Origin of the sequence: Pandoraea sp. SD6-2 (assembly GCF_000389825.1) — a bacterium.
Classification (GTDB): domain Bacteria; phylum Pseudomonadota; class Gammaproteobacteria; order Burkholderiales; family Burkholderiaceae; genus Pandoraea; species Pandoraea communis.
The window spans coordinates 385,841-410,182 of sequence record NZ_KB944457.1 but is presented as its reverse complement, the minus strand read 5'-3'; the positions used below and the strand labels follow the sequence as shown (position 1 = coordinate 410,182).

Here is a 24,342-nt window from a genome sequence, read left to right as displayed (position 1 = left end):
CTCTTACGGCTTGCGCGACCCGCCGTATGAATGACGGGCGACGAGACGGGCGAGGGCGTCGCGCAGCGGCGAGGGCTCCAGTGCGTCGCGCAGGTCTCGCAGACTGACGAGCCCTTGCCGAGGCAGCCGGGCCTCCTTGGGCGGCTTCTGGGGTTCGGGGGCGGCGATGCTGACCCGGATCCGGATCGTACGAATCAGCCAGCCGCGTTTGGCGAGGCCGTCAATCAATGACGGCGTCTGCTGGCGCAGACGTGCGGCCAGCGCATTGTTGGCGACGAGAAAGACCAGCGCTCCCTCGCGCGGCGGTGTGACCTTCACACTGGCGGTAAGCGCGGGGGGCAGCAACGCATGAACGTCCCGCTCCAGTCGGCCCAACTGTTCGGCGGCGACCAGCAGCGAACCGGCGCCGTCGGATGCGGACAGGAGGGTAGTCAGGGGGCGGGCGACGCGATTTGCTTTGGGTCGTTTCATATGATGAGACAGATGTCGCCGCATATTTTACCCCGCCATCGGGCGTCACCTCTGCCCGGCCCGTGAAATCACCGGATTGCCGGCGTTGGGTACCGCCGGGACGTGTAACCGCAGCATGCTAGAATCCATTTTTCAGTACAGGTATCGAACCGGAGTGAGGCCAGCGTGCCAAACACCGGTGACCCGCAGCGCGCAGGCGCATCGGGCGGTTGGCATTTCCGGGGCATGGCGCCGGAGTGCGTGCTCCACCCGATGACAGGCTGTGCGATTGCGATCGACATTTGCCGCCCTAACCAGTGATCCGATGATTCCCGGTCTTCTCAAAAAAGTATTTGGCAGCCGCAACCAGCGGCTCATCAAGCAGTACCAGAAAACCGTCACGGCGATTAACGCCCTCGAGCCGCAGATCGCCGAACTGAGCGATGAGCAACTGCGCGGCAAGACCGAGGAATTCAAGCAACGCATCGCCCAGGGGGCGACCATAGATTCGTTGCTCGTCGAAGCCTTTGCGGTGTGCCGTGAAGCCGGCAAGCGCGTTCTCAAAATGCGCCACTTCGATGTCCAGTTGATCGGTGGCATGGTGCTGCACTTCGGCAAGATCGCCGAAATGCGCACGGGTGAAGGCAAGACGCTCGTTGCGACGCTGCCCGCCTATCTGAATGCACTCTCGGGCCAGGGTGTGCACGTGGTGACCGTCAACGATTATCTGGCGCAGCGCGACGCCGAGTGGATGGCGCGTCTGTACAACTTCCTGGGCCTGTCGGTGGGTATCAACCTGTCGCAGATGCCGCACGATCAGAAGCAGACGGCTTACGCGGCCGACATCACGTACGGCACGAACAACGAGTTCGGCTTCGATTACCTGCGCGATAACATGGTCTACGAGACCGAGCAGCGCGTGCAGCGTACGCTCAACTACGCCATCGTCGACGAAGTGGACTCGATCCTGATCGACGAGGCGCGTACGCCGCTCATCATCTCCGGCCAAGCCGAGGATCACACCGAACTGTACGTGAAGATGGATCGCCTGCCCGCGATGCTCGAGCGTCAGATCGGTGAAGAGAAGTCGGACGGCACGGGCGTCGAAGTGCCGGGCGACTACACGCTCGACGAGAAGGCGCGTCAAGTGTTCCTGACCGAGCGCGGCCACGAGAAGGCCGAGCAACTGCTTGCCGAGTGGGGCATGATCGCCGAGGGCGATAGCCTCTACGCGCCGCAGAACATCACGCTCATGCATCACGTGTATGCCGCACTGCGCGCGCACACGCTGTTCCACAAGGACCAGCACTACGTGGTGCAAAACGACGAGATCGTCATCGTCGACGAATTCACCGGCCGACTGATGGCTGGCCGCCGCTGGTCGGAAGGTTTGCATCAGGCGGTGGAAGCGAAGGAGCGCGTCTCGATCCAGCACGAGAACCAGACGCTCGCCTCGATCACCTTCCAGAATTACTTCCGCATGTACGCCAAGCTCTCGGGCATGACGGGTACGGCGGATACCGAAGCGTTTGAATTCAACGAAATCTACCGTCTCGAGACGGTGGTGATCCCGACGAACCGCCCCCCCAAGCGGATCGACCGTCAGGACCAGATTTACAAGACGGCCAAGGAGAAGTACGACGCCGTCATCAAGGACATTCGCGATTGCGTGGAGCGTGGCCAGCCGGTGCTGGTAGGCACGACGTCGATCGAAACGTCCGAATACCTCTCGCAGTTGCTCACGCGTGAAAAGCTGCCGCATCAGGTGCTCAACGCGAAGCAGCACGAGCGCGAAGCCGAGATCGTGGCGCAGGCGGGCCGTCCGGGCGTGATTACTATCGCCACGAACATGGCCGGTCGCGGTACCGACATCGTGCTGGGCGGTAACGTCGAGAAGCAATCGAGCTTCATCGAAGTGGATGCCGCGCTGTCCGACGCCGACAAGGCCGCTCGCATCAAGCAATTGCAGGACGAGTGGCAAGGTCTGCACGAGCAGGTGAAAACCGCTGGCGGCCTGCACATCATCGGCACCGAGCGCCACGAATCGCGTCGTATCGACAATCAGTTGCGCGGCCGTTCGGGCCGTCAGGGCGATCCGGGTTCGTCGCGCTTCTATCTCTCGCTGGAAGATCCGCTGCTGCGCATTTTCGCGGGTGACCGCGTGCGCGCGATCATGGATCGTCTGAAGATGCCGGAAGGCGAAGCCATCGAAGCGGGCATCGTCACGCGCTCGATCGAGTCGGCGCAACGCAAGGTGGAAGCGCGTAACTTCGACGTGCGTAAGCAACTGCTGGAGTACGACGACGTTGCCAACGATCAGCGCAAGGTGATCTACCAGCAGCGTAACGAATTGCTCGAAGCGAATGACGTCTCGGAAACCATCGCGGGCATGCGTCAGAGCGTGTTCGAGGATCTGGCGCGCACCTACGTGCCGGTGGGCACCGTGGAAGAGCAGTGGGATCTGAAGGGGCTGGAGACGACGCTGCGCGAAGAGTGGCAGCTCGACTTGCCGCTGCAGTCGCGCATCGAAGGTGCGGACGAGATCGACGACGAGGATATCGTCAAGGAAGTGATGGACGCGGCCGAAGCGTCCTACAACGCCAAGGTCGAACTGGTGGGACGCGAGTCGTTCTCCGGTTTCGAACGCTCGGTCATGCTTCAGAGTGTGGATTCGAACTGGCGTGAGCATCTGGCGGCGCTGGATCACCTGCGTCAGGGCATCCATCTGCGCGGCTATGCGCAGAAGAATCCGAAGCAGGAATACAAACGCGAAGCGTTCGAACTGTTCGCTCAGTTGCTCGAGACCATCAAGCTGGAGGTCACGCGCGTCATCATGAACGTGCGTATTCAGTCGCAAGAAGAGCTTGAGCAGGCAACCGAGTCGCTCGACGACAGTGCCGGCGGTCTGATCAACATCGAGTTCAAGCACGACGAACTCGAGACCGTGGGCGGCGAAGGCGAGATCGACGAGGACGCAGGTCGTCCGGTGGTCGCGGCACTCGCTCACGCGGCGAGCGCAGCAGCAGCGGCGGTGGATGGCGAGTTGTTGCCGAAGGTCGGCCGCAACGATCCGTGCCCGTGCGGCAGCGGTAAGAAATTCAAGCACTGCCACGGCAAACTGTCTTAAGATGTGAACCGATCGACGCGGCGCCGACTCAATCGGCGCCGCGTCGTTTGTAGCGCCGGGTTTTCAACCGGCCGCACCGATCAACCGCCGCCCCGGCGGAGTGTCGTGCCGACATCGCCAGGGCGGGAGCTGCAACCCTTACCTCTCGCGGGCGAACCCTCATGGCCGTCAATTTCCCCTCGATCGAAGCCTCCCAGCTGCGCGCCATTCCCGGCGTCGAACTGGGCTGGGCCGAAGCCAATATCCGTAAGCCGAACCGCAAGGACGTGCTGGTCATGCGACTGGCCGCCGGTAGCACGGTCTCCGGCGTTTTCACGTTGAATCGCTTTTGCGCCGCGCCGGTGACGGTGTGTAAAGAGCACCTGGCTGCGCATGCAGGTATTCGCGCGCTCGTCGTCAACACGGGGAATGCCAACGCCGGTACCGGCGAGCCGGGCATGGCCGCTACGCGTGCGACGTGCAACGCACTGGCTGAGTTGCTGTCGGTCGCGCCGAACCAGATTCTGCCGTTCTCGACGGGCGTGATTCTCGAGCCGCTGCCGGTCGACCGCCTGGTTGCCGGTCTGCCGCAGGCCATCGCCAATCTGGCGCCTGCGCATTGGTACGAGGCGGCCCAATCGATCATGACGACCGACACGCTGCCGAAGGCCGCGTCACGCGAAATTCTGATCGACGGCAAGTCCATCGTCCTCACGGGTATCAGCAAGGGCGCCGGCATGATCAAGCCGAACATGGCGACCATGCTCGGTTTCGTTGGCACCAACGCGCGCGTGGCGCAACCGGTGCTCGATGCGCTCGTGAAGTACGTCGCGGACCGTTCGTTCAACGCCATCACGATCGATGGCGATACGTCGACCAACGACTCGTTCATCGTCGCGGCTACGGGCCAGACCGACCTGCCGGAAATTGCCAGCACGGACACCCCGGCCTTTGCCGCATTCCGCGATGCCCTGCTGTCGATCTCGCAGGAACTGGCACAACTCATCGTGCGCGACGGCGAGGGGGCGACCAAGTTCATCACCGTGAAGGTCGAAGGGGGGCGTGACGTGGCCGAGTGCCGTCAGATCGCCTATGCTATCGGCCATTCGCCGCTGGTGAAGACCGCGTTTTTCGCATCCGATCCGAATCTGGGCCGTATCCTGGCCGCGATCGGCTATGCCGGCGTGGACGACCTCGACGTCAGCAAGATCGACCTTTATCTGGACGACGTGCTGGTCGCCCGCGCGGGTGGCCGCAACGCCGACTACCGCGAGGAAGATGGCCAACGCGTGATGAAGCAAAGCGAGATCACGGTACGTGTAGTGCTCGGCCGCGGCGACGCTGCCACGACCTTGTGGACGTGCGACCTTTCGCACGACTACGTGAGCATCAACGCAGATTACCGTTCCTGAGCCCTGACGCGACGGCCGCGCACCTCCCAACCGGGGGCGTGGGCCGTCGGCGCAGAGGGCCGATGCCGGACCGGCATCGGCCACGCGCCGGCAGACGTGACCAGCAGTGTCGGCGCGTCGCCGGCAGGTGGCAAAAGCACCGTGGCGCAAAGCGAAGGGAAACCATAACAGACGAAGCATCGACACAGGCGCCCATCAGCGGCGCGGGGATTTCGAAGCATGGACAAACTGGAGCAATTCCTGACGCGCGCGGAAGGCGTGCTGGCTCGGTTGGAGGCGATGTTGCCCCCGGCCGCCCCCGAGATCAACTGGAGCGCCGCGATGGCGTTTCGTTGGCGCAAGAAGCAGGGGCGTGGCTTCCTGCAACCGGTGGCGCACGTATCCGAGATTACGCTGGGCGATCTGCAGAACATCGAGCGCCAGAAGGGGCTGATCGAGCAGAATACGCGCCAGTTCGTGCGCGGTGAGCCCGCCAACAACGTGTTGCTCACCGGTGCGCGCGGCACGGGCAAGTCGTCGCTGATCAAGGCATGCCTGAACCAATACGCCTCGGAAGGCCTGCGTCTGATCGAAGTCGACAAGGACGATCTGGTCGATCTGGGCGATATCGTCGACCTGATTTCGCAGCGTCCCGAGCGTTTCGTGGTGTTTTGCGACGACCTGTCGTTCGAAGACGGTGAGTCGGGCTACAAGGCGCTGAAAGTCGCGCTCGATGGCTCGGTCGCCGCGCAGTCGGACAATGTGCTGATCTACGCCACGTCGAACCGCCGTCACCTGTTGCCCGAGTACATGAAGGACAACGAGAGCTATCGCCACACCGAAGACGGTGAGATTCATCCGGGCGAAGTGATCGAGGAAAAGATCTCGCTGTCGGAGCGTTTCGGGCTGTGGGTGAGCTTTTACCCATTCAAGCAAGATGACTATCTAACGATTGTCAGCCACTGGCTGCAGCACTTCGGTGTGCCGGCCGGCGAGACGGAGAGTGCGCGTCACGACGCGCTGATCTGGGCGCTGGAGCGTGGTTCGCGTTCAGGCCGCGTGGCGTTTCAGTTTGCCCGCGATTGGGCGGGCAAACAGCGTGGTGCGTCGCACGCATCGTAACGATCCGGCAAACGGGTGGGGGGCGTGCCAAAGGGCCGTACCCGTCCGATTGCCAGTCAGGAAATTCCGCAGGCATTGTGCAGTGATATGACAGACTCGAAACGATTTGCGCCCGATGGGCGTCCCGTCACGGAAGTGGCCGTTGGTGTGATGGTGCGCCCGGATGGCTCGGTGCTCCTCGGGCAGCGTCCTGCGGGGAAGCCGTATGCGGGCTACTGGGAGTTCCCGGGAGGCAAGCTCGAAGCGGGCGAGTCGGTGGCTGCGGCGCTGGCGCGCGAACTGCATGAGGAACTCGGCGTGACGGTGCAGCGTTGCGCGCCGTGGCGCGTTCTCGAACACGATTACCCGCATGCGTATGTCCGTCTACATTTCTGCAAGGTGACGGCATGGCAGGGGGAGCCCCACGGCAAGGAAGGTCAGGCGCTGGCGTGGGAGCGCCCGCCGGTGAGCGTTGAGCCGCTGCTACCGGCCGCGCTACCGCCGTTGACGTGGCTCGCCGAGGAGTTGGCGGCGAAATTATAACGAGGACGGGCGTTGCCGGCGGGCCGGCGACGAGAGGCGCTTCCCGAAATGAAAAAAGGCACCCGTGAGGGTGCCTTTTTCATTAGGTTCGACGGATTTCGCTTCCGAGTGACCGTCCGGCTTAACGCTGTGTCGGATCGAGCGGTGCGTCCTGCGACGGATCGTCCGGCGATTCGGCGGGGATCGTGTACTTCTCGGCCGCCCAGGCACCCATGTCGATCTGCTTGCAACGCTCGGAGCAGAACGGGCGGAACTTGGCCTGCGGTCCCCATACCACCTTCTTGCCGCAGGTCGGACAGTTAATGACCGTCGTCATGGTCTTAAAGATTGCAGAGCGTCAGCAGGAACGGCACGTCGCTGTCGACGGGACGCGGCTTCAGATCGCCGTCCTGCGTCGTGAAGCGCACCCACAGCATGTACTTGTTGGCGCTGGCTTCGGGAATGACGCGCAGATCGGCCGCGACACGCACTTGCATGAGCTGATAGACGCGTCCGGTCAGCATTTGCTGATAGCTGCCTTGCTGTGCCATCGCCTTGCTGGCGTGGCCAGACTCGCGAGCGAGGCCCAGCACGATGCCAATGGCCTCACGCAGCGGAAGCAGCGGGCCGATCCATTTGTCGATGTCGTGACGGCGCTGTTCTGCGTCATTGTGACGCCACGCGTAATACGACGGCAGATCGAAACGGCACGTGCCACCTGGGATCACCGAGCGGCTACGGATGCTTGCAAGCCATTCGTTGTCGTTCAGGTGCTGGCCGGGTTTGCCGGGAATCTGGTTGAGGTTCGCGATCGCCAGCTCGACTTCGCCGATGAACTGCTCGAGCGCGTCGGAGGCGATATCGGGATTGCCGCGATAGGTGTGAAGCGTTTGACGCTGCCGGTCGAGTTCCTTGACCAGATCGTTCTTCAGGTCGGTGCGCCCGGCGATGTCGGCAATCTCGAACATCGTGATCAGCGCCGCATGGTGATCGAGCGGCTGATCCTGTCCGACGAAAAAGGCAAAGCGCCCGAACAGCTCTTCTAGCCGAAGCAGCGTGCGAATGCGTTCGTTGAGCGGATATTCGTACAGGATCAAGCGCGTTGGCCCAAGAGAGTTGGCGCTTTTCAGCGTAATGGCGACATTCTAATGCCGGAATCTGTCGGGGTGCAACGCGAGTGGGCGCTCAATCGAAGGCGATGTGCGTCAGTTACGCAGGAAACGCGGCCGCCAACGTCGATTAATTGCCCTCCACCTGCGCCGCGAGCTTCAGATAAGCCGCATGCAAACGGTCGACCTGTGGCGCCAGCGGTGCGTGCTGAACATCGTTGTCGATGACGTCGTCGGCCGCAGTGAGCCGTTGCGCGCGGGTGGCCTGCCGCGCCATGATCGCCTGCACCTGCTCACGTGTGAAGCGGTTACGGGACACCACTCGCGCGATCTGCGTTTCCTCGGTGCAGTCGACGACGAGCACCCGCTGTACCCGCTCGCGCCACGTACCGGACTCCACAAGCAGCGGTACGACGAAAATCAGATATGGCCCTTCTGCCTCGGCGGCGGCACGCTCACACTCAGTGCGAATCAGCGGATGGGTAATCGCCTCTAAACGCGCTCTTGCCGCGTCGTCGGTGAAGACCGCCTCGCGCATGCGTGCGCGGTCGAGCGAGCCGTCCGGGGCGACAAAGGCGTCGCCGAACTCGCGCCGGATCGCGGGCATGGCGGCGCCCCCCGGTGCCGTGATGCTGTGCGCGATGGCGTCGGTGTCGATGATGGCGATGCCATGGGTGGCGAACAGATTGGCGACGGTCGTCTTGCCGCTGCCGATGCCGCCGGTCAGGCCGATGGCGTAAGTCATGGAGTTCCTCCGATCCAGATCATCAGACCGTTGCCGCAGAACAGCGTAGCGATGCCCGCCGCTGCGAGAAAAGCGCCGAACGGAAACATCTGGTCGCCACGCAGGCGTCTGGCGATCCATGCGCCGCCGGCCACAACGATCGCCAGCAGGCAAGCGAGCGTGAGGATTTGCAATAACGCCGTCCAGCCGAACCACGCACCCAGCGCCGCATAGAGTTTGAAGTCGCCGAAACCCATGCCTTCGCGGCGACGCAGCCACCAGTACACCCAATACAACGCCCACAGGCTCATGTAGCCCGCGGCGGCGCCAACGACCGCCGCAGGCAGTGCGGCGAACCAGTGACCGAGGTTGCAGAGCAGTCCGGCCCAGAGCAAGGGCAGCGTCAGCATGTCGGGCAGGAGTTGTGTGTCGTAGTCGATGTAGGCGAGCGCGATCAGTGTCCAGACAAGCCCGAGTGCACCGATACTCTGCCAGGTCGGGCCGAAGCGCCAACTGATCGCGGCACTGAGCACGCTGCTTAGTAGCGATAGCTGCCAGCGGCGTGACGGGGCAGTATCAAGTCGCGCGAGGTGTGGCGAGGCGAGAGAACCCGCCCGCGTCATCGCGGCAGACGGCAGGGCGGCCGGATGCGAGGGGGCGTGAAGCGGTGGGGTGCCGGTTGCATCGGTGGCCTGCATCTCTTCGAGCCAAGCCTGTTCGACGGCGAGCGGCACGCGCCGCACGACGACATCGAGGCCGAGCCCGGCGACGATGCCCAACGCCGCGAACAGCAAAAGGCGCCAGTGAGGTTCCAGTTGCGCTAGCCAGTCGACAAGAAGCAGTTCTGCGTCACCGTTCATGCGACACCGTATCCGAGTTGAAACATCGGCAGGTACATGGCGAGGACCATGCCACCGATCAGCAGTCCAAGAAACGTAATCATCATGGGTTCCAGCGTCGCGCAGGCACTGACCAGCGCATGCGAGGCCTCTTCGTCGAGCAGGCCGGCGGCCTGGTTGAGCATGCGCCCGAGTGTACCCGATTCCTCCCCAACCACGACCAGTTGAGCGATCACCAGCGGCCAACGCGTGTGGGCTTCGAGCGAGCTTGCGAGTCGTGCGCCGCGGGCAACCGCCCGATGCACGTCGTGTGCCGCTTGCTGCATGACGAGGTTGCCGCATGCGCTCGCGGCGGCGTCCATCGCATCGGGCAGCGCGACGCCTGCGTCGACCAGTGTGCCGAGGGTTCTGGCCCACCTCGCGGCGCTCATCATGCGAATGATCCGGCCAGCGCCCGGTAGCCGCAATATCAGACGATCCCGTAGCCGCCGTATGCGCGCGCTGCGACGCCATGCCGCCGTGACGACTAACCCCGTCGCGCCGAGACCGGCCAGCAGCCACGGCCCGTTGGTCAGCGAGGCGCGTGACATGTCGATGAGCCACCGGGTGAGGGGCGGCAACGGCACGCCGCCACCGGCGGCGCTGGCGAATAGCCGCTCGAACTCCGGGATCACCCATTGCAGCAGCGCGATCACGACGGTGACGGCAACCACTAGCACCGTCGACGGATAGGCAAGCGCACGCTGGAGCTTCTCCTTTACGGCTCGTGTGTGGTCGTATTGCGCGCTAAGCCGCGCCAGCGTCGGGCCAAGCTGACCGCTCAATTCTCCGGCGGCGATCAGTTGACAGTCGACGCTGCTGAATCGGTGGCTGGTTCGTGCCATGGCTTGCGCTAACGGATGCCCTTGCGCGACGTCCGACCCGACGGCAGAGGCCAGCCGTTTGAGCCCTCGTGTATGGGCGCCGCGGGCGAGCACGTCGAGTGCGGCCGTGAGTGGCACGCCCGTACCCAGTAACGTGGCAAGACGCCGGACGAGGTCGGTGGCGTCTGCCGCGCCGACTCGCCCCGCCGGCGTGTGTCTGCGGCCCGCACGGATATGCGTGATGGTCAGACGCTGGTCGCGAAGCATCAGGCGCGCAACAGCTTCGCCGGGAGCAATCACTTCTCCGCGGCAACGCCGCCCATCGGCATCCGTACCTTGCCATTGCCAGCGGCGGGAGTGCGTCATCGATGGCATGGCCTATTCCTCTTCGATAAGGTGAGCGGCCGAGATCGATGCACTTCCATTGAACGCCGGCGCGTTGTGCATGACGAGGCAGGCGGTGCGCGGTGCCATGCATGTTGCGAGCGTGAGTCAGGCAGGCGTTGTCGCATCGACATCCTCCTCGCTGACCGTGCCTGCTGCGGCATGCCAGAGTCCGGCTTCGCGCAATGTCATAACGCCTTCGCTTTGGGCTTGTGCCGCAAGTTCATGTGGGCTACGGCCCTGCGCAATGTTGATCGCCTGTGTCGCGCTGATCGGCATTACCTGAAAGGCACCGATGCGCCCGGCAAAGCCAGTGCCATGACAGCGCATGCAGCGATGTCCGGGCGGTGCCGTGCCTTCGGATGCAGTACCGGGCTCGCAACCCGCCGGGCAGCGTCTTCGGAGCAACCGCTGTGCGCTGATGACCAGCAGCGTCGACGAAAGATTGAATGGCGCAACCCCGAGGTCGAATAGCCGGGCGAGTGTGCTGGGCGCGTCGTTCGCGTGAACGGTCGCGAAGACGAGGTGTCCGGTCTGTGCTGCCTGCACGGCGATCTCGGCGGTTTGCGGATCGCGGATTTCGCCAACGACGAGCACGTCCGGGTCCTGCCGCAGAAACGCGCGCAGAGCCGTTGCAAAGTCGAGCCCGGCACGTTCGTTGAGATTGACCTGCGTGATACCCGGCAAGCGAATTTCCACCGGGTCTTCGATGGTGACGATGTTGCGCGACGTGTCGTTGAGCCGCCGCAGGCAACTGTAGAGCGAGACCGTCTTGCCGCTGCCCGTCGGGCCGGTTAGCAGAATCATGCCGTGCGGTTGAGCGATCGCGCGGGCGAGTGCAAGGTACTGCTTCGGTGTGTACCCGAGACCTTCCAGCGAGAGCGGGACCTTCGCGCCGTCGAGCAAGCGCACGACCACCTTTTCGCCGTGCAGCGTCGGCAGCGCGCTGACGCGGCACTCGACCGGTTCGCCCGCTTCGCGCCACACCATACGTCCGTCCTGAGGCAGACGCTTCTGTGCAATATCCAGATTGGCGAGCACCTTGATACGCGAGACGAGCATGTCGCGCCACGGCATGGGCACGTCGCGGTGCTCTTGCAGAACGCCATCGATGCGCAGCCGAATGCGAAAGCGTTGCGCCATCGGTTCGAAATGCACGTCGGACGCACCTGTCCGAATGGCTTCACTCAGCATCTGCTCGAGGAACTGTAACGGCGTAGCAGCGCTGCGTGACGTGGTGAGTGGTGCGGTGAGCGGCCCGGCAGTGACCGGCACAGTCGCGTGGCTATCGACTGTGCGCGCCCGGTCTGCGGATTCGGATGCGTGAAATGACATGACAGGGTTTGGCGAGGACTGGGTGAAGCTTCAGTCTCGTCAAAACCCTGGGGCGGCTCAATCGGAATTGCCCGAAAAATGGGGCGATGTCACTGGCAGTGAGCGAGTGCGGCTCAATCGTGCGGCGAGCGTGCGGCCGGCTTGAACAGACGCACCATCTTGATGGCCTGATTGTCGATTTGCACGATTTCCATGCGCACACCGCCGATTTCCAAGCTGACGGCGGCTTCGGGAATCTCGCGTAGCACTTCCAGGATCAGGCCGTTGAGGGTCTTCGGGCCGTCGGTCGGCAGATGCAGATTCAATCGCCGGTTCAGATCGCGCAGTCCCACGCCGCCGCTGACCAGGCAATCGTCGTTCGTCGTCCAGCCTGAGCGACTGCCGCCCGTGCCAGGCACACTCGTCGTGAATTCGCCGATGAGTTCTTCGATGATGTCCTCGGTGGTGACCAGCCCTTCGACTTCGCCGTATTCGTTAACGACCAGCCCTACGCGCCGGTGGTTCTCCTGGAAGTACTGCAACTGGCGCAGCGCCGGCGTATCGCTCGGGATGAAGTACGGGTCGACGAGCAGCGCGCGCAAGGTGTCGACGGTGAGGTCGTCGGGGTGTCGTAGCGCGGCAAGCGTGCGACGTACCGGAAGAATGCCGACGATGCGATCGATGTCGCCGTCATAGACCGGCAGCTTGTTGTGATAGCACGTCTCGAGTTGCGTGAGGATCGTGTCGAGCGGCGCCGAGATGTCGAGCGCCTCAATGCGCGCGCGCGGCACCATCACGTCGTCAATGGTGATGTTCTCGAGATCGAGCAAATTGAGCAGCACGCTGCGCGGCTTGGTCGGCATGTAATTGCCGGCCTCGAGCACGATGGTGCGCAATTCTTCCGTGGTGAGGCGAGCTTCGTTTGCTGCACGGCGCGTATCGATGTGCAGCACGCGCAGCATGCCGCGCACGAAGCCGTTGAGCACCCAGACGAGCGGCGTGGCCACTTTCACGATCGGCTTGAGCAGCGTGCTGGCCGGTAACGCGATGCGCTCGGGATACGTAGCCCCTACGATCTTCGGGCCGATCTCGGCGAAGATGATGATAAGCAGCGCAATGAGTGCGGTCGCGATCGACAGCGTGACGGCGTCGTTACCGAAATAGCGCACCGCAATCGATGTGGTGAGCACCGGCACGACGGTATTGATGACGTTGTTGCCGACGAGAATCGTGGAGAGCAGCGCTTCAGTGCGCGAGAGCAGGCCCTGAGTGGCCTGGGCGCCGTGGACGTTCATCCGTACCAGATGCTTCAGGCGATGGCGGTTGAGTGCCATCATGCTCGTCTCGGAAATGGAAAAGAATCCCGAGCAGACGATCAGGAGGGCGACGGCGCAAATCTGCGCCCATAAGGGCAAGGCTTCCAAGCGTTTGGGCGCGCGAATGGCGCGTGGGGTGGCAATGAGTCGCCACTATAGCAGAGGGGATGAGGCACCCGTCATATGGGCTGGGGGCGCATGATGCGCCAGATCGAATGCGACGGACTGCATGACATTCGAGCCCGCTTCGCCAGGGCGGCACGGTGCGAACCGTACGGACAACAAATGCGCCGGACATAAAAAAACCGCCGGACACGTCCGGCGGTTTTTTTGCTTTGCTTGAGAGCAAAGTAAATCCTGGTCGGGGTGAGAGGATTCGAACCTCCGGCCTCTACGTCCCGAACGTAGCGCTCTACCAGGCTAAGCTACACCCCGCTTCGATACTGCTGCTTCACCGTTAAGTGCGTCGCGCTATCGAGTAAGAACACAATTCTAGCAGGCTATTTTTATATTGGGAAGAGGGGAGTGCAGAAATTGTTTGCGCTGCCGCATCCGCCTCTTCTTTCGCGCGTGCGAGCGTGTAGTCGAGTGCGCCCGTGCGCGTGATTGCCGCGAGGATCGGCTCGAACTTGTCGGTGCCGCCATTCTCGATGGCTTCGCGCACGAGGGCGCGCTCTTCATCCGTGCCGTGTTGCAGCACATGAATGAGCGGCAGCGTCGGCTTGCCCTCGCGCAGGTCGTCGCCCGCGTTCTTGCCCATCGCGTCGGTGTCGCCTGCGTAATCGAGCCAATCGTCCATCAACTGGAACGCCGTCCCCAGACGGCCGCCGTATTCACGTACGGCCGCTTCGGTCTGCGCGTCGGCATTGGCGAGCACGGCAGCGAGTTGCGTGGCCGCTTCGAACAGCGTGGCCGTCTTGTATTGGATGACTTGCAGGTAGCGCGCTTCGTCAACGTCCGGGTCATGCATGTTCAGCAACTGCAGCACTTCGCCTTCGGCGATCACGTTGGTTGCGCGCGCAAGAATCTGCATCACACGCATGTTGTCCACGCTCACCATCATTTCGAAGGAGCGCGAATACAGGAAGTCGCCCACGAGCACCGACGCCGCATTGCCGAACAGCGCGTTGGCGGTCTGTTTGCCGCGGCGCAGGTCGGATTCGTCGACGACATCGTCGTGAAGCAGCGTTGAGGTGTGAATGAACTCGATGACCGCGGCCAGTTCGAAGCGGTGCGGCGAACTCACGCCGAGCGCGCCGGCGACGAGCAGCAGCAATGCCGGACGCAGCCGTTTGCCGCCCGAATTGATGATGTATTCCGAGATCTGATTGATCAGGACCACCTCGGAGGCCAGCCGGTGGCGGATAAGCTGGTCGACGGCACGCATGTCGTCGGCGATGGCGGCCAGTACGTTCTGGGGAGAAGTCGAAGCAGTCAAGACAAGGCTCGGGTGAGGAAAAATTCGCCCCAAATTATATAGTGCGCGGGGCGACTTTCGGGGACCAGCCCCGCGTAAAGGCTGGTTTCACGGAAGTCTTTGACTCGAAAGGAGAAAGTCTGTATAATTCCCGGTTTTCGTGCGCGCATTCGTTGCGTCAGGTCCGAAAATACTTCGGTATGACGGTCCGCAGCGGTGTGATCGGCCGGTAAGTCGAGTCCTTTTGGGGCCCTCGGCCGGCGCGGAAATTCTCTTGTTTATGAGTGAGGTTCAACAATGTACGCGGTCATAAAAACCGGCGGTAAGCAATATAAAGTTGCTGCTGGCGAAAAGCTCAAAGTAGAACAGATACCGGCTGACATTGGCGCTGAAATCACCATCGACCAGGTTCTCGCCGTTGGCGAGGGCGAATCGATTAAGTTCGGTGCGCCGTTGGTCAGTGGGGCTTCCGTCAAGGCTACCGTTATCGCCCAAGGTCGTCACCCCAAGGTGAAGATTTTCAAGATGCGCCGTCGCAAGCACTACCAAAAGCGTCAAGGCCATCGCCAAAACTACACCGAGCTGCGCATCGACAGCATCAACGGCTAATCGATCGAGCTAGGTAAGGAGTTAAGTCATGGCACACAAAAAAGCAGGCGGATCGTCCCGTAACGGCCGCGATTCTGAGTCGAAGCGCCTCGGCGTGAAGGTGTACGGCGGTCAGGCAATCCTGGCTGGCGGCATCATCGTTCGCCAACGTGGTACTCGTATGCATGCCGGCGAAAACGTCGGTATCGGTAAGGACCACACGCTGTTTGCACTGGCCGACGGCCACGTGCAGTTCGCCGTCAAGGGCGCAGCGAAGAAGCAAGTGGTTAGCGTGGTGCCGGCAGCGTAAGCTAAGCCTTTTGCCACCAAAAGGCTCCGCTCTCATGCGGAGCCTTTTTTGTTTGTCCCGCCTGTGCGCCGCAAGCATCGCGCGCCCGGCCGGATCATTGAACAGTATTTGGATCGTCTGCGGACGGTCGATTGAGCGGAACGAACCCACATGAAATTCATTGACGCAGCGCGTATCGAGGTGATCGCCGGGAATGGCGGCAATGGCTCGGCATCGATGCGCCGTGAGAAGTTCGTGCCGTTCGGTGGACCTGACGGCGGCGACGGCGGTCGCGGCGGCAGTGTGTATGCCGTGGCGGATCGCAACATCAACACCCTGATCGATTACCGTTATTCGAAGAAGCATCTGGCGAAGCACGGCGAATCCGGTCGCGGCGCAGATTGCTACGGCAAAGGCGGCGAGGACATTTTCCTGCGCATGCCGGTCGGCACCATCATCAGCGATATGGAAACCGGCGAGACCATCGCCGACCTGACCGAACACGGTCAGGAAGTCGTGCTCGCGCAAGGCGGCGCAGGTGGTCTGGGCAACCTCCATTTCAAGTCGAGCACGAACCGTGCGCCGCGTCAGAAGACGGATGGCAAGCCCGGTGAGCGCCGTATGCTCCAGCTTGAGCTGAAGGTGCTCGCGGACGTCGGTCTGCTCGGCATGCCGAATGCAGGCAAGTCGACATTCATCGCATCGGTATCGAATGCACGTCCGAAGATTGCGGATTATCCGTTCACGACGTTGCACCCGAATCTGGGTGTCGTGCGCACCGCGCCGGGCAAGAGCTTCGTGATCGCCGATATTCCCGGCCTGATCGAAGGCGCTGCGGAAGGTGCGGGGCTGGGTCACCAGTTCCTGCGTCACTTGCAGCGCACCGGCCTGTTGCTCCATATCGTGGATATCGCACCGTTCGACGAAGGCGTCGACCCGGTGGTCGATGCACAGGCCATCGTTCTCGAATTGCAGAAGTACGACGAGGAGCTGTTCCAGAAGCCTCGCTGGCTGGTGCTCAACAAGGTCGACATGGTGCCCGAAGCGGAGCGTGCCGAACGCGTGGCCGACTTCAAGACGCGCTTCGGCTGGAGTGGCCCCGCGTTCGAGATTTCCGCGCTGACGGGCGAAGGCTGCGAGAAATTGTGCCTGGCGGTGCAGGAATATCTTTACCAGCAACGTGGTGCCGTCGAAGAGGCGCTTGAAGATGCCGCATTGGACCCGCGTTTTCGCGCTGGCAGTGCCGCCCCGGCCGAGCCGGCAGCCGAGAACACGCCACAAACGCCCCCGGACGACGCACCGAAGGCGTAAACTTCTCGTCACTCAAATGCGGGGTGCTGTCGCGCCAGATCGCGTCACCCCTCGTGAACCGGCTGCTGTAGCCATGTAAGGGAAGGGCGGTCCTACGTCACTTCCCGCCGCCTCCCGGCGACTGCAGCGGCCCGTCTTCCCAATATATCCGCAGGAGAATCCAGGTCCATGCGTTCGGTCATCGCCGATGCCAAGCGGCTTGTGGTGAAAGTGGGCTCCAGTCTCGTGACCAACGACGGTCGCGGTCTGGATGATGTTGCCATTGCGCGATGGGCGCAACAGATCGCCGCGCTGCGGCACGGTGGCGACGGACGTGCGCCAAAGCAGGTGGTGCTCGTCAGCTCGGGCGCCATTGCCGAGGGAATGCAGCGTCTGGGCTGGGCGCGTCGCCCGAAGGCCATCGATGAACTTCAGGCGGCGGCTGCCGTGGGCCAGATGGGGCTGGCGCAGGTCTACGAGACCCGCTTCGCCGAGCACGGCGTGCGAACCGCGCAGATTCTCCTCACGCATGCCGATCTGGCAGACCGCGAACGCTATCTGAATGCGCGGACGACCTTGCTGACGTTGTTGCGACTCGGTGTGGTGCCGATCATCAACGAGAACGACACGGTGGTGACCGACGAAATCAAGTTCGGCGACAACGACACGCTGGGCGCGCTCGTGACCAACTTGATCGACGGCGACGCGCTCGTCATCCTGACCGATCAATCCGGCCTGTACACGGCCGACCCGCGTAAGCATCCCGACGCCGAGTTCGTGCACGAGGCCGAAGCGGGGGACGAGCGTCTGGAAGCGATGGCCGGGGGTGCCGGGACCAACATCGGACGCGGCGGCATGTTGACCAAGATCCTTGCGGCCAAGCGCGCAGCCACGAGCGGCGCGCATACCGTGATCGCGTCGGGGCGCGAAGCCGACGTGCTCGTGCGTCTGGCTGGCGGCGAAGCGATCGGCACGCAATTGGTCGCCCGTACGGCGGTGCTCACGGCGCGCAAGCAGTGGATGGCCGACCATTTGCAAGTGCGCGGCCGTGTCGTGATCGATGCGGGCGCGTGCAAGAAGCTGGTGGAAGAGGGCAAGAGCTTGTTGCCGATCGGCGTGATCGACGTCGAAGGCACGTTTGCGCGCGGGGAGGTGATTGCCTGCATGGACGAAGCTGGTCACGAAGTCGCGCGGGGCCTGTCCAACTACAGTGCCTCCGAGACACGACTGATTCGCCGTCACCCGAGCAGCGATATCGAGCAGGTGCTGGGCTTTGCGAATGAGCCGGAATTGATTCATCGCGATAATCTGATTCTGCGCTGAGAGCTCCGGGGTGGGGGGAAGCCCCCTCGCATCGGACGTGAAAAACGCCGGCACGCAATGCGTGACCGGCGTTTTTTTCGATGAAGCGTGGCAGGTGAGACCCGCCTGCTGCGCTCAGCGGTAGGTCGGATTGGTCGTCGGGAAGCGCAAGCCCTGAATGATGGCCTTGGCGTTGCCCGCCGGTGTCTTGTCCTGGCAAAGGTAATCGCGGTACAGAATGCCCTGATAGGCCGTCGCGCCATACGGCCGGATCGGGCGCCATTCGCTGTTGCGCGCCGGTATCCAGGTGCCGTCGGGGCGAGCCGTGGCGTACAGACGCGATTCGAACGACGAGCAATGAATGCCTTCGTACGACACGTTACGCGCGCCTTGCTTGCTGCGAATCACCGCGATGTAGCGGACCACGCCGTCATCCGTCACCTGCACCGACTTCGTGTCGATGGCGTAGTCGAGCGTCGCGTTCGGCAGGGTGGGGAAGCTCACGAGGTCGGCGTCTTGCGGCGGCGTTGTCGGCAGAGCGTACTCCGCTTCCTTCCATTTGCCCTTGGCGGCTTCCTGCTGGGCGAGGTATTCGTCGAAATCCTGGACGGGTTGCGACATGCTGCTGCAGCCGGCAATCAGCGCCAGAGCGGCCAGAGGAGCCAGGGCGGCCAGGCGCGGGGCGCGGCGGGCAAAGAAAGGACGCATGAGATGTGGATGAGAAGTCGGTTGGACGGCGGATGAACGAAAGCGGGCAATCCGCGCGGCATCCCGGAGGACGCCAGGTCAAAAAAGGGCGCGGGCATGACGCCCGCGACCGATGATGGGACAAGCCGGCCGCGGCCTGGTTCAGTGCTCCCGGGGCGGCATGCCCGAGCTGGCGGTGTCGGCAGCTTCGCCGGGGCCGCCGCAGTTCTCGCTGTTGCACCTGTCGTCATGCGCGTCGGTGCCGCCGGGCGGCATGTCTTCGATCCGGGCGCCGGCGCGCGGAAACCGCCGCCGGTCATGCTGCGCGCGTGCGGCCGAGCGTCGCAGATAGCGCGATAGCTCGTTCAGGGCGAGCTGATACACCTCGCGCTTGAACTCGATGACTGCGTCGAGCGGCACCCAGTACTCGTTCCAACGCCAGGCGTCGAACTCGGGATGATCGGTGGCGCGCAGGCAGATGTCGCAATCGCGACCGACCATGCGCAGCAGGAACCAGATTTGCTTCTGGCCCCGGTAATGTCCGCGCACTTCGCGCTTGATGAACTTGTCCGGCACCTCATAACGCAGCCAGTCGCGTGTGCGACCGATGATTTTGACGTGTTCTGGCTTTAGCCCGGTTTCCTCGTGCAATTCTCGGAACATGGCCTGTTCAGGCGTTTCGCCGTACTTGATGCCGCCTTGCGGGAACTGCCAGGAGTGCTCGCCCAGCCGCTTGCCCCAGAACACTTCATTGCGTGCGTTTAAGAGGATGATGCCGACGTTCGGGCGAAAGCCTTCACGGTCAAGCATACAACCACCCTTGAATCCTTTAAAATTGCTTCGATTATAAACAGATAATCACCGGCGCGGCGGCCGGCGGCGGCTCGGGTGACCGGGGCGGCGTGTACGGCCGGCGGGTGTCTCAGGGGCAGCGACGACGTTTTGGCGCGCCCCGGCCTCGCTTCTGGTCACCGACCTGAGCGCTGTGCGCGCCGTTGACCCTCATTTTTCCGGAAATCTGCATGAAAGCCTCTCGTTTCTTCATCGGCACCCTCAAGGAAGCGCCCACCGACGCCGAAATCGTCAGCCACAAGCTGATGATGCGCGCCGGGATGATTCGCCGCGTCGCCGGCGGTATCTACGATTACCTGCCGATCGGCTTGCGCTCGATCCGCAAGGTCGAAGCCATCGTTCGTGAAGAAATGAACCGCGCAGGCGCGCTCGAACTGCTCATGCCGGCTGTGCAGCCGGCCGAATTGTGGCAGGAGTCGGGGCGCTGGGAGAAATACGGCCCGGAACTGCTGCGTCTGAAGGATCGCCACGGCCGCGAATTCGTCGTCGGCCCGACGCACGAGGAAGTCGTGACGGACATTGCCCGCCGCGAAATCAAGAGCTACCGCCAACTGCCGGTGAACTTCTATCAGGTGCAGGCGAAGTTCCGCGACGAGATCCGTCCGCGTTTCGGCGTGATGCGCGGCCGCGAATTCATCATGAAGGACGCCTACTCCTTCGATAAGGACCGCGCGGGCATGCAGGTGTCTTATCAGAAGATGTTCGACGCCTACGTTCGCATCTTCACGCGTCTGGGTCTGACGTTCCGCGCCGTGGTGGCCGACAACGGCTCCATTGGCGGCTCCGGTTCGCATGAATTCCATGTGATCGCCGACACCGGCGAAGACGCTATCGCCTACTGCCCGACGTCCGACTATGCAGCCAACGTCGAAATGGCCGAGGCGCTTGCGCCGCAGGGCGAGCGCGCTGCCCCTGCCGAGGCACTGACCAAGACCGCCACGCCGGGCAAGGCCAAGTGCGAAGCCGTCGCGGAATTGCTGTCGATCCCGCTGGCGCGCACGGTCAAGTCGATCGTGCTCGCTACCGACAGCGAAGACGCCGGCACCACCGTGTGGCTGCTCCTGCTGCGCGGCGACCATGAACTCAACGAGATCAAGGCGAGCAAGGTGCCGGGGCTGTCCGACTTCCGTTTCGCGAGCGAAGCCGAGATCGTCGAATGGTTCGGCACGCCACCGGGCTATCTGGGCCCCCTCGGCACGAAGAAGCCGGTCAAGCTCGTGGTCGATCGCACGGTCGCGAAGATGAGCGACTTCGTGGTCGGCTCGAACGAGGTCGACTTCCACACTACCGGCGTGAACTGGGGCCGCGATCTGCCCGAGCCCGAAGTCGTGGCTGATCTGCGCAACGTCGTGCCGGGCGATCTCTCGCCGGACGGCAAGGGCGAGATCGCGCTGTGCCGGGGTATCGAAGTGGGCCATGTGTTCCAGTTGGGCACCAAGTACTCGGACGCCATGGGCGGCACCTTCCTCGACGAGACCGGCAAGCCGGCACCGATGGAGATGGGCTGCTACGGCATCGGCATCACGCGTATTCTCGGTGCGGCCATCGAGCAGAACTTCGACGATAAAGGCATCATCTGGCCGGAGTCGATCGCGCCGTTCGAAGTGGTGCTGTGCCCGATGGGCTACGACCGCAGCGACGCCGTGCGTGCCGCCACCGATAAGGTCTACGAAGCGCTGCTGGCGGCCGGCGTCGACGTGATTCTCGACGACCGTGGCGAGCGTCCCGGCGTGATGTTCGCCGAGTGGGAACTGATCGGCGTGCCGCATCGCGTGGTGATCGGCGACCGTGGCCTGAAGGAAGGCAAGATCGAGTATCAGGGCCGCCGCGACGCGCAAGCTCAGTTGCTCGACGCCGCCGTCGTGGCGGAAGTCGTCACAGGCAAGGTGCGCGCAGCCAAAGCGATCTGAGCGAGGAGCGCGCGGTGCGCCGGTGAACGTCTGCCGGTGAAACGTCGCGCGAGCGCAGACGCATGAGGCAATACCTGACGGCAGTCGCCCTAGCGGCTGCCGTTGTCATATCTGGAAGCGTTATCGGTATGGAATATACGTTCGCGTCAGCGACGGTGCTGTTGCTGCTCATCACCGACCCGTTCGGCAATATCCCGATCTTCGTGAATGCCCTGAAGAATGTGCCGGCCCATCGACGGCCGCGGGTGATCTTGCGCGAGGTGCTGATTGCGTTTGTCATCCTGCTGCTCTTCATGCTGGCGGGCGATCGCTTTCTGCGCATGATGAGTCTCACCGATCTGTCGTTGCAATTGGCCGGGGGCATCGTGCTGTTCCTGATCGCGCTGCGCATGATCTTTCCCCGTCCCGATCAGGGCTCGTTGCCCGATGCGGGCGAGCCGCTCATCGTGCCGCTGGCGATACCGGCGCTTGCGGGGCCGTCGGCGCTCGCGACCGTCATGCTGCTCGTGTCGCAGCAACCGGGACGCATGCTCGAGTGGATCACTGCACTGTGCGTGACGATGGCCGTTTGCGCGGTGGTGCTGCTTCTTGCCGATCGCATCGAACGATGGGTCGGCTCGCGCGTGGTGGCGGCATTCGAGCGTTTGATGGGGCTGATTCTGGTGGCGATCTCGGTCGAGATGATCCTCAAGGGCGTGAAGACCTTCGTGCACCAATTCTGATGGCGTGGTGCGTGCCGCGGCAACCATGAAAAAGGGGCCGCGTCTGAACGGGCCCCTTCGGACTGTCTTGCGGTGCGGGAGGGTATCCCGCCGCGGCGCTTAGCGCGGCGTAGTCAGCGCACGGATGGCCGGCAGGTTACGCCAGTAGCCTTTGGCGTCCATGCCGCAGCCGAAGACATAACGATCCGGCACCGTGAAGCCGCAGAAATCCGGGCGCGACGGCTTTTCCTTCGTCAGGATCTTCTCGCACAGCACGGCGCTGTAGAACTTCGAGGCGCCCATCTCCAGAATCCGGTCACGAATCGCCGCCATCGTGGCACCTTCGTCGAGAATGTCGTCGAGCACGAGCACCACGCGATCGCGCACCGAGTCGCGCGGCGCCACGCGCCACTGCATCGCACCGCCGGTGGTGGTGTTGTTGTAGCGCGAGAGGTGGATGTAGTCGAACTCGAGCGGGAAGTCCAGGCGCGGCAGCAGCATGCCGGTGAAGACGGCCGCGCCGCCCATGACCGACAGCACCATCGGGAATTCGTCGCCGATGGCGTCCCTGATGGACTTGGCCATCGTGTCGACGGACCGGTTCACCTCGTCGGCCGAGACGATTTCTTCGGAATTACGGAATACTTCGAGGGCTTCTTCGCGGTTCATATGGGGCGACCCTGTGGAACGTGTTGCTGGGGGATGTCGCTAAGTGCGGCCCGGAGTATATACGGAAAATCCGTAGGAATGCCCGGACCGCGACCGGTAAGCCTGGCTCAGCGCATGCCGGGCATCATGCCTTTCATGCTGCGCATCATCTTCATCATGCCGCCGCCTTTGAGCTTCTTCATCATGGTGCGCATCTGGTCGTACTGATTGAGCATGCGGTTGACCTCCTGCACCTGAACACCGGCACCGGCGGCAATACGGCGCTTGCGGCTCGCCTTGATCAGTTCCGGCTTGGCGCGCTCGGCCGGCGTCATCGAATTGATGATGCCCTCCATGCGGCGCACCTGCTTCTCGGCCTGATCCATGTTGGTCTGGCTGGCTGCGGCCTGGAATTGGGCGGGCAACTTGTCCATGAGCGACGACAGGCCGCCCATCTTCTTCATCTGGCCGATCTGCGCCTTGAAGTCGTTCAGATCGAAGTCGCCGCCTTTCTTGACCTTGTCGGCGAGTTTTTGCGCGGCCTGCACGTCGACGCCGCGTTGCGCTTCCTCAACGAGCGCCAGAATGTCGCCCATGCCGAGAATCCGGTTCGCCATGCGATCCGGGTGGAAGACTTCGAGGCCGTCGAGCTTTTCGCCCACACCGACGAACTTGATCGGCTTGCCGGTAATGTGGCGCACCGACAGCGCTGCACCGCCGCGCGAGTCGCCGTCGAGCTTGGTGAGCACCACACCGGTGAGCGGCAGTGCGTCGTTGAAGGCGCGGGCAGTGTTCACGGCGTCCTGGCCGAGCATGGCGTCGACGACGAACAGCGTTTCAATCGGCTTGAGTTCGGCGTGCAGGGCACTGATTTCCTGCATCATTACTTCGTCGATACCCAGACGGCCGGCCGTGTCGACGAGCAGCACATCATGGTGATGGCGGCGGGCCCAGTCGACGGCCGCGCGGGCGATGTCCACGGGCTTCTGATCGGGTTGCGACGGGAAGAAGTCGGCGTCGACCTGCTGTGTCACCGTCTGCAACTGGGCGATAGCGGCGGGGCGGTAGATGTCGGTGGAAACTGTGAGGACTTTCTTCTTCTGGGCGCGCAGCAGCTTGGCGAGCTTACCGACCGTGGTCGTCTTACCCGCGCCCTGCAGGCCGGCCATCAGGATGACGGCGGGTGGCGTGGTCGCGAGATTGAGTTCGGCGGCACGGCCTTCGTAGTCGCCGCCCATGAGCGCGGTCAGTTCGCGCTGCACCACGCCCACGAGTGCCTGGCCCGGCGAGAGGCTGGAGATCACCTCCTCACCCAGTGCCTTTTCTTTTACCTTGGCGATGAAATCGCGGACCACCGGCAGGGCGACGTCGGCCTCGAGCAGGGCGAGACGCACTTCGCGCAGCATTTCCTGCGTGTTGGCCTCGGTCAGGCGAGCTTCGCCGCGCAGCGTCTTGACGACTTTGGCGAGGCGCGTAGTGAGATTGTCGAGCATGAAACGTATCCTGTAAGACTCGCAGTGGCCCCGGCGGCCTGTCCCG

22 protein-coding genes, 1 tRNA gene and 2 pseudogenes are annotated in these 24,342 nt (G+C 63.1%); 11 read left to right on the top strand and 14 right to left on the bottom strand.

Annotated elements, in window-relative coordinates:
• Positions 1-3: 3 nt before the first annotated feature.
• The gene (locus C266_RS25100; RefSeq protein WP_010803916.1) at positions 4-471 is read right to left on the bottom strand and encodes a DciA family protein; all 468 of its coding nucleotides are present in this window, start codon (positions 469-471) and stop codon (positions 4-6) included.
• Positions 472-775: 304 nt separating this feature from the next.
• On the opposite strand from C266_RS25100, the pseudogene secA reads away from it, so the two are divergent.
• The 5 genes and pseudogenes from secA to C266_RS25080 all read left to right on the top strand — a co-directional run.
• Positions 776-3,380, top strand: a pseudogene (gene secA / locus C266_RS25095) (preprotein translocase subunit SecA); the annotation flags it as partial.
• Positions 3,381-3,487: 107 nt separating this feature from the next.
• Positions 3,488-3,577, top strand: a pseudogene (locus C266_RS28485) (SEC-C metal-binding domain-containing protein); the annotation flags it as partial.
• 161 nt (positions 3,578-3,738) lie between these two features.
• Positions 3,739-4,968 (top strand): bifunctional glutamate N-acetyltransferase/amino-acid acetyltransferase ArgJ, encoded by a 1,230-nt coding sequence (argJ, locus tag C266_RS25090; protein ID WP_010803918.1) that lies wholly within the window; start codon positions 3,739-3,741, stop codon positions 4,966-4,968.
• Between the two features lie 219 nt (positions 4,969-5,187).
• A complete protein-coding gene (locus tag C266_RS25085) occupies positions 5,188-6,069 on the top strand; it encodes an ATP-binding protein (RefSeq protein ID WP_010803919.1) in 882 nt (293 codons plus the stop codon).
• An 87-nt stretch (positions 6,070-6,156) separates the two neighbouring features.
• A complete protein-coding gene (locus C266_RS25080; RefSeq protein WP_010803920.1) occupies positions 6,157-6,591 on the top strand; it encodes an NUDIX domain-containing protein in 435 nt (144 codons plus the stop codon).
• Between the two features lie 121 nt (positions 6,592-6,712).
• Here the strand turns inward: C266_RS25080 and yacG are convergent, their stop codons facing one another.
• The 9 genes from yacG to ispB all read right to left on the bottom strand — a co-directional run bounded on the left by yacG (position 6,713) and on the right by ispB (position 14,557).
• On the bottom strand, positions 6,713-6,907 hold the full coding sequence (gene yacG, locus C266_RS25075) for a DNA gyrase inhibitor YacG (protein WP_010803921.1): 195 nt from the start codon (positions 6,905-6,907) through the stop codon (positions 6,713-6,715).
• A 4-nt stretch (positions 6,908-6,911) separates the two neighbouring features.
• The gene (zapD, locus tag C266_RS25070) at positions 6,912-7,667 is read right to left on the bottom strand and encodes a cell division protein ZapD (protein WP_010803922.1); all 756 of its coding nucleotides are present in this window, start codon (positions 7,665-7,667) and stop codon (positions 6,912-6,914) included.
• Positions 7,668-7,809: 142 nt separating this feature from the next.
• On the bottom strand, positions 7,810-8,424 hold the full coding sequence (gene coaE, locus C266_RS25065) for a dephospho-CoA kinase (protein WP_010803923.1): 615 nt from the start codon (positions 8,422-8,424) through the stop codon (positions 7,810-7,812).
• The gene (locus C266_RS25060; protein ID WP_010803924.1) at positions 8,421-9,263 is read right to left on the bottom strand and encodes an A24 family peptidase; all 843 of its coding nucleotides are present in this window, start codon (positions 9,261-9,263) and stop codon (positions 8,421-8,423) included. The genes coaE and C266_RS25060 overlap by 4 nt, the downstream gene beginning before the upstream one ends.
• The gene (locus C266_RS25055) at positions 9,260-10,480 is read right to left on the bottom strand and encodes a type II secretion system F family protein (RefSeq protein ID WP_010803925.1); all 1,221 of its coding nucleotides are present in this window, start codon (positions 10,478-10,480) and stop codon (positions 9,260-9,262) included. The genes C266_RS25060 and C266_RS25055 overlap by 4 nt, the downstream gene beginning before the upstream one ends.
• 117 nt (positions 10,481-10,597) lie before the next feature.
• Positions 10,598-11,824, bottom strand: coding sequence for a GspE/PulE family protein (locus tag C266_RS25050; RefSeq protein ID WP_036664347.1), 1,227 nt, complete (start codon positions 11,822-11,824; stop codon positions 10,598-10,600).
• Between the two features lie 113 nt (positions 11,825-11,937).
• Complete coding sequence (locus tag C266_RS25045; RefSeq protein ID WP_081636402.1) at positions 11,938-13,227, bottom strand: HlyC/CorC family transporter; 1,290 nt, start codon at positions 13,225-13,227, stop codon at positions 11,938-11,940.
• Between the two features lie 250 nt (positions 13,228-13,477).
• Positions 13,478-13,554: transfer RNA gene (locus tag C266_RS25035), tRNA-Pro, on the bottom strand.
• 22 nt (positions 13,555-13,576) lie between these two features.
• Positions 13,577-14,557: an octaprenyl diphosphate synthase gene (gene ispB, locus C266_RS25030; RefSeq protein WP_036664345.1), complete on the bottom strand. Its 981-nt coding sequence runs from the start codon at positions 14,555-14,557 to the stop codon at positions 13,577-13,579.
• 276 nt (positions 14,558-14,833) lie between these two features.
• Here ispB and rplU point away from each other — a divergent pair, with 276 nt between their 5' ends.
• The 4 genes from rplU (at position 14,834) to proB (ending at position 18,026) form a co-directional block, all read left to right on the top strand.
• Positions 14,834-15,145 carry a 50S ribosomal protein L21 gene (gene rplU / locus C266_RS25025; protein WP_010803930.1) on the top strand — a complete coding sequence of 104 codons (312 nt, stop codon included), beginning with the start codon at positions 14,834-14,836 and terminating at the stop codon, positions 15,143-15,145.
• A gap of 28 nt (positions 15,146-15,173) precedes the next feature.
• A complete protein-coding gene (rpmA, locus tag C266_RS25020; RefSeq protein ID WP_010803931.1) occupies positions 15,174-15,434 on the top strand; it encodes a 50S ribosomal protein L27 in 261 nt (86 codons plus the stop codon).
• Positions 15,435-15,584: 150 nt separating this feature from the next.
• A complete protein-coding gene (gene cgtA / locus C266_RS25015) occupies positions 15,585-16,724 on the top strand; it encodes an Obg family GTPase CgtA (protein WP_010803932.1) in 1,140 nt (379 codons plus the stop codon).
• 168 nt (positions 16,725-16,892) lie between these two features.
• Positions 16,893-18,026 carry a glutamate 5-kinase gene (proB, locus tag C266_RS25010; RefSeq protein WP_010803933.1) on the top strand — a complete coding sequence of 378 codons (1,134 nt, stop codon included), beginning with the start codon at positions 16,893-16,895 and terminating at the stop codon, positions 18,024-18,026.
• 114 nt (positions 18,027-18,140) lie between these two features.
• On the opposite strand, the gene C266_RS25005 is transcribed toward proB, so the two are convergent.
• Entirely contained in the window at positions 18,141-18,626 is a 486-nt protein-coding gene (locus C266_RS25005) for a CNP1-like family protein (RefSeq protein ID WP_168162955.1), read from the bottom strand.
• A gap of 228 nt (positions 18,627-18,854) precedes the next feature.
• Positions 18,855-19,502, bottom strand: a complete 648-nt coding sequence (locus C266_RS25000; protein WP_010803935.1) for an RNA pyrophosphohydrolase — start codon at positions 19,500-19,502, stop codon at positions 18,855-18,857.
• A 212-nt stretch (positions 19,503-19,714) separates the two neighbouring features.
• Between C266_RS25000 and C266_RS24995 the strand changes: the two genes are divergently transcribed.
• Both C266_RS24995 and C266_RS24990 read left to right on the top strand, forming a co-directional pair.
• On the top strand, positions 19,715-21,454 hold the full coding sequence (locus C266_RS24995; RefSeq protein ID WP_010803936.1) for a proline--tRNA ligase: 1,740 nt from the start codon (positions 19,715-19,717) through the stop codon (positions 21,452-21,454).
• A 128-nt stretch (positions 21,455-21,582) separates the two neighbouring features.
• The gene (locus C266_RS24990; protein WP_010803937.1) at positions 21,583-22,176 is read left to right on the top strand and encodes a MarC family protein; all 594 of its coding nucleotides are present in this window, start codon (positions 21,583-21,585) and stop codon (positions 22,174-22,176) included.
• A 99-nt stretch (positions 22,177-22,275) separates the two neighbouring features.
• Here C266_RS24990 and C266_RS24985 read toward each other — a convergent pair whose 3' ends face one another.
• Complete coding sequence (locus tag C266_RS24985) at positions 22,276-22,824, bottom strand: hypoxanthine-guanine phosphoribosyltransferase (protein ID WP_010803938.1); 549 nt, start codon at positions 22,822-22,824, stop codon at positions 22,276-22,278.
• 107 nt (positions 22,825-22,931) lie between these two features.
• Complete coding sequence (gene ffh / locus C266_RS24980) at positions 22,932-24,296, bottom strand: signal recognition particle protein (RefSeq protein ID WP_010803939.1); 1,365 nt, start codon at positions 24,294-24,296, stop codon at positions 22,932-22,934.
• Positions 24,297-24,342 lie beyond the last annotated feature (46 nt).

What these genes read in the sequence shown, in the direction of transcription:
- C266_RS25060 (WP_010803924.1), bottom strand. Translation starts at nt 9,263, where the DNA reads ATGAACGGTGACGCAGAACTGCTTCTTGTCGACTGGCTAGCGCAACTG.
- C266_RS25050 (WP_036664347.1), bottom strand. Translation starts at nt 11,824, where the DNA reads ATGTCATTTCACGCATCCGAATCCGCAGACCGGGCGCGCACAGTCGAT.
- C266_RS25080 (WP_010803920.1), top strand. Translation starts at nt 6,157, where the DNA reads ATGACAGACTCGAAACGATTTGCGCCCGATGGGCGTCCCGTCACGGAA.
- argJ (WP_010803918.1), top strand. Translation starts at nt 3,739, where the DNA reads ATGGCCGTCAATTTCCCCTCGATCGAAGCCTCCCAGCTGCGCGCCATT.
- C266_RS25005 (WP_168162955.1), bottom strand. Translation starts at nt 18,626, where the DNA reads ATGTCGCAACCCGTCCAGGATTTCGACGAATACCTCGCCCAGCAGGAA.
- proB (WP_010803933.1), top strand. Translation starts at nt 16,893, where the DNA reads ATGCGTTCGGTCATCGCCGATGCCAAGCGGCTTGTGGTGAAAGTGGGC.
- C266_RS25085 (WP_010803919.1), top strand. Translation starts at nt 5,188, where the DNA reads ATGGACAAACTGGAGCAATTCCTGACGCGCGCGGAAGGCGTGCTGGCT.
- C266_RS25000 (WP_010803935.1), bottom strand. Translation starts at nt 19,502, where the DNA reads ATGCTTGACCGTGAAGGCTTTCGCCCGAACGTCGGCATCATCCTCTTA.
- yacG (WP_010803921.1), bottom strand. Translation starts at nt 6,907, where the DNA reads ATGACGACGGTCATTAACTGTCCGACCTGCGGCAAGAAGGTGGTATGG.
- ffh (WP_010803939.1), bottom strand. Translation starts at nt 24,296, where the DNA reads ATGCTCGACAATCTCACTACGCGCCTCGCCAAAGTCGTCAAGACGCTG.
- C266_RS24990 (WP_010803937.1), top strand. Translation starts at nt 21,583, where the DNA reads ATGGAATATACGTTCGCGTCAGCGACGGTGCTGTTGCTGCTCATCACC.
- C266_RS25100 (WP_010803916.1), bottom strand. Translation starts at nt 471, where the DNA reads ATGAAACGACCCAAAGCAAATCGCGTCGCCCGCCCCCTGACTACCCTC.
- rplU (WP_010803930.1), top strand. Translation starts at nt 14,834, where the DNA reads ATGTACGCGGTCATAAAAACCGGCGGTAAGCAATATAAAGTTGCTGCT.
- rpmA (WP_010803931.1), top strand. Translation starts at nt 15,174, where the DNA reads ATGGCACACAAAAAAGCAGGCGGATCGTCCCGTAACGGCCGCGATTCT.
- coaE (WP_010803923.1), bottom strand. Translation starts at nt 8,424, where the DNA reads ATGACTTACGCCATCGGCCTGACCGGCGGCATCGGCAGCGGCAAGACG.
- cgtA (WP_010803932.1), top strand. Translation starts at nt 15,585, where the DNA reads ATGAAATTCATTGACGCAGCGCGTATCGAGGTGATCGCCGGGAATGGC.
- C266_RS24995 (WP_010803936.1), top strand. Translation starts at nt 19,715, where the DNA reads ATGAAAGCCTCTCGTTTCTTCATCGGCACCCTCAAGGAAGCGCCCACC.
- C266_RS25055 (WP_010803925.1), bottom strand. Translation starts at nt 10,480, where the DNA reads ATGCCATCGATGACGCACTCCCGCCGCTGGCAATGGCAAGGTACGGAT.
- C266_RS24985 (WP_010803938.1), bottom strand. Translation starts at nt 22,824, where the DNA reads ATGAACCGCGAAGAAGCCCTCGAAGTATTCCGTAATTCCGAAGAAATC.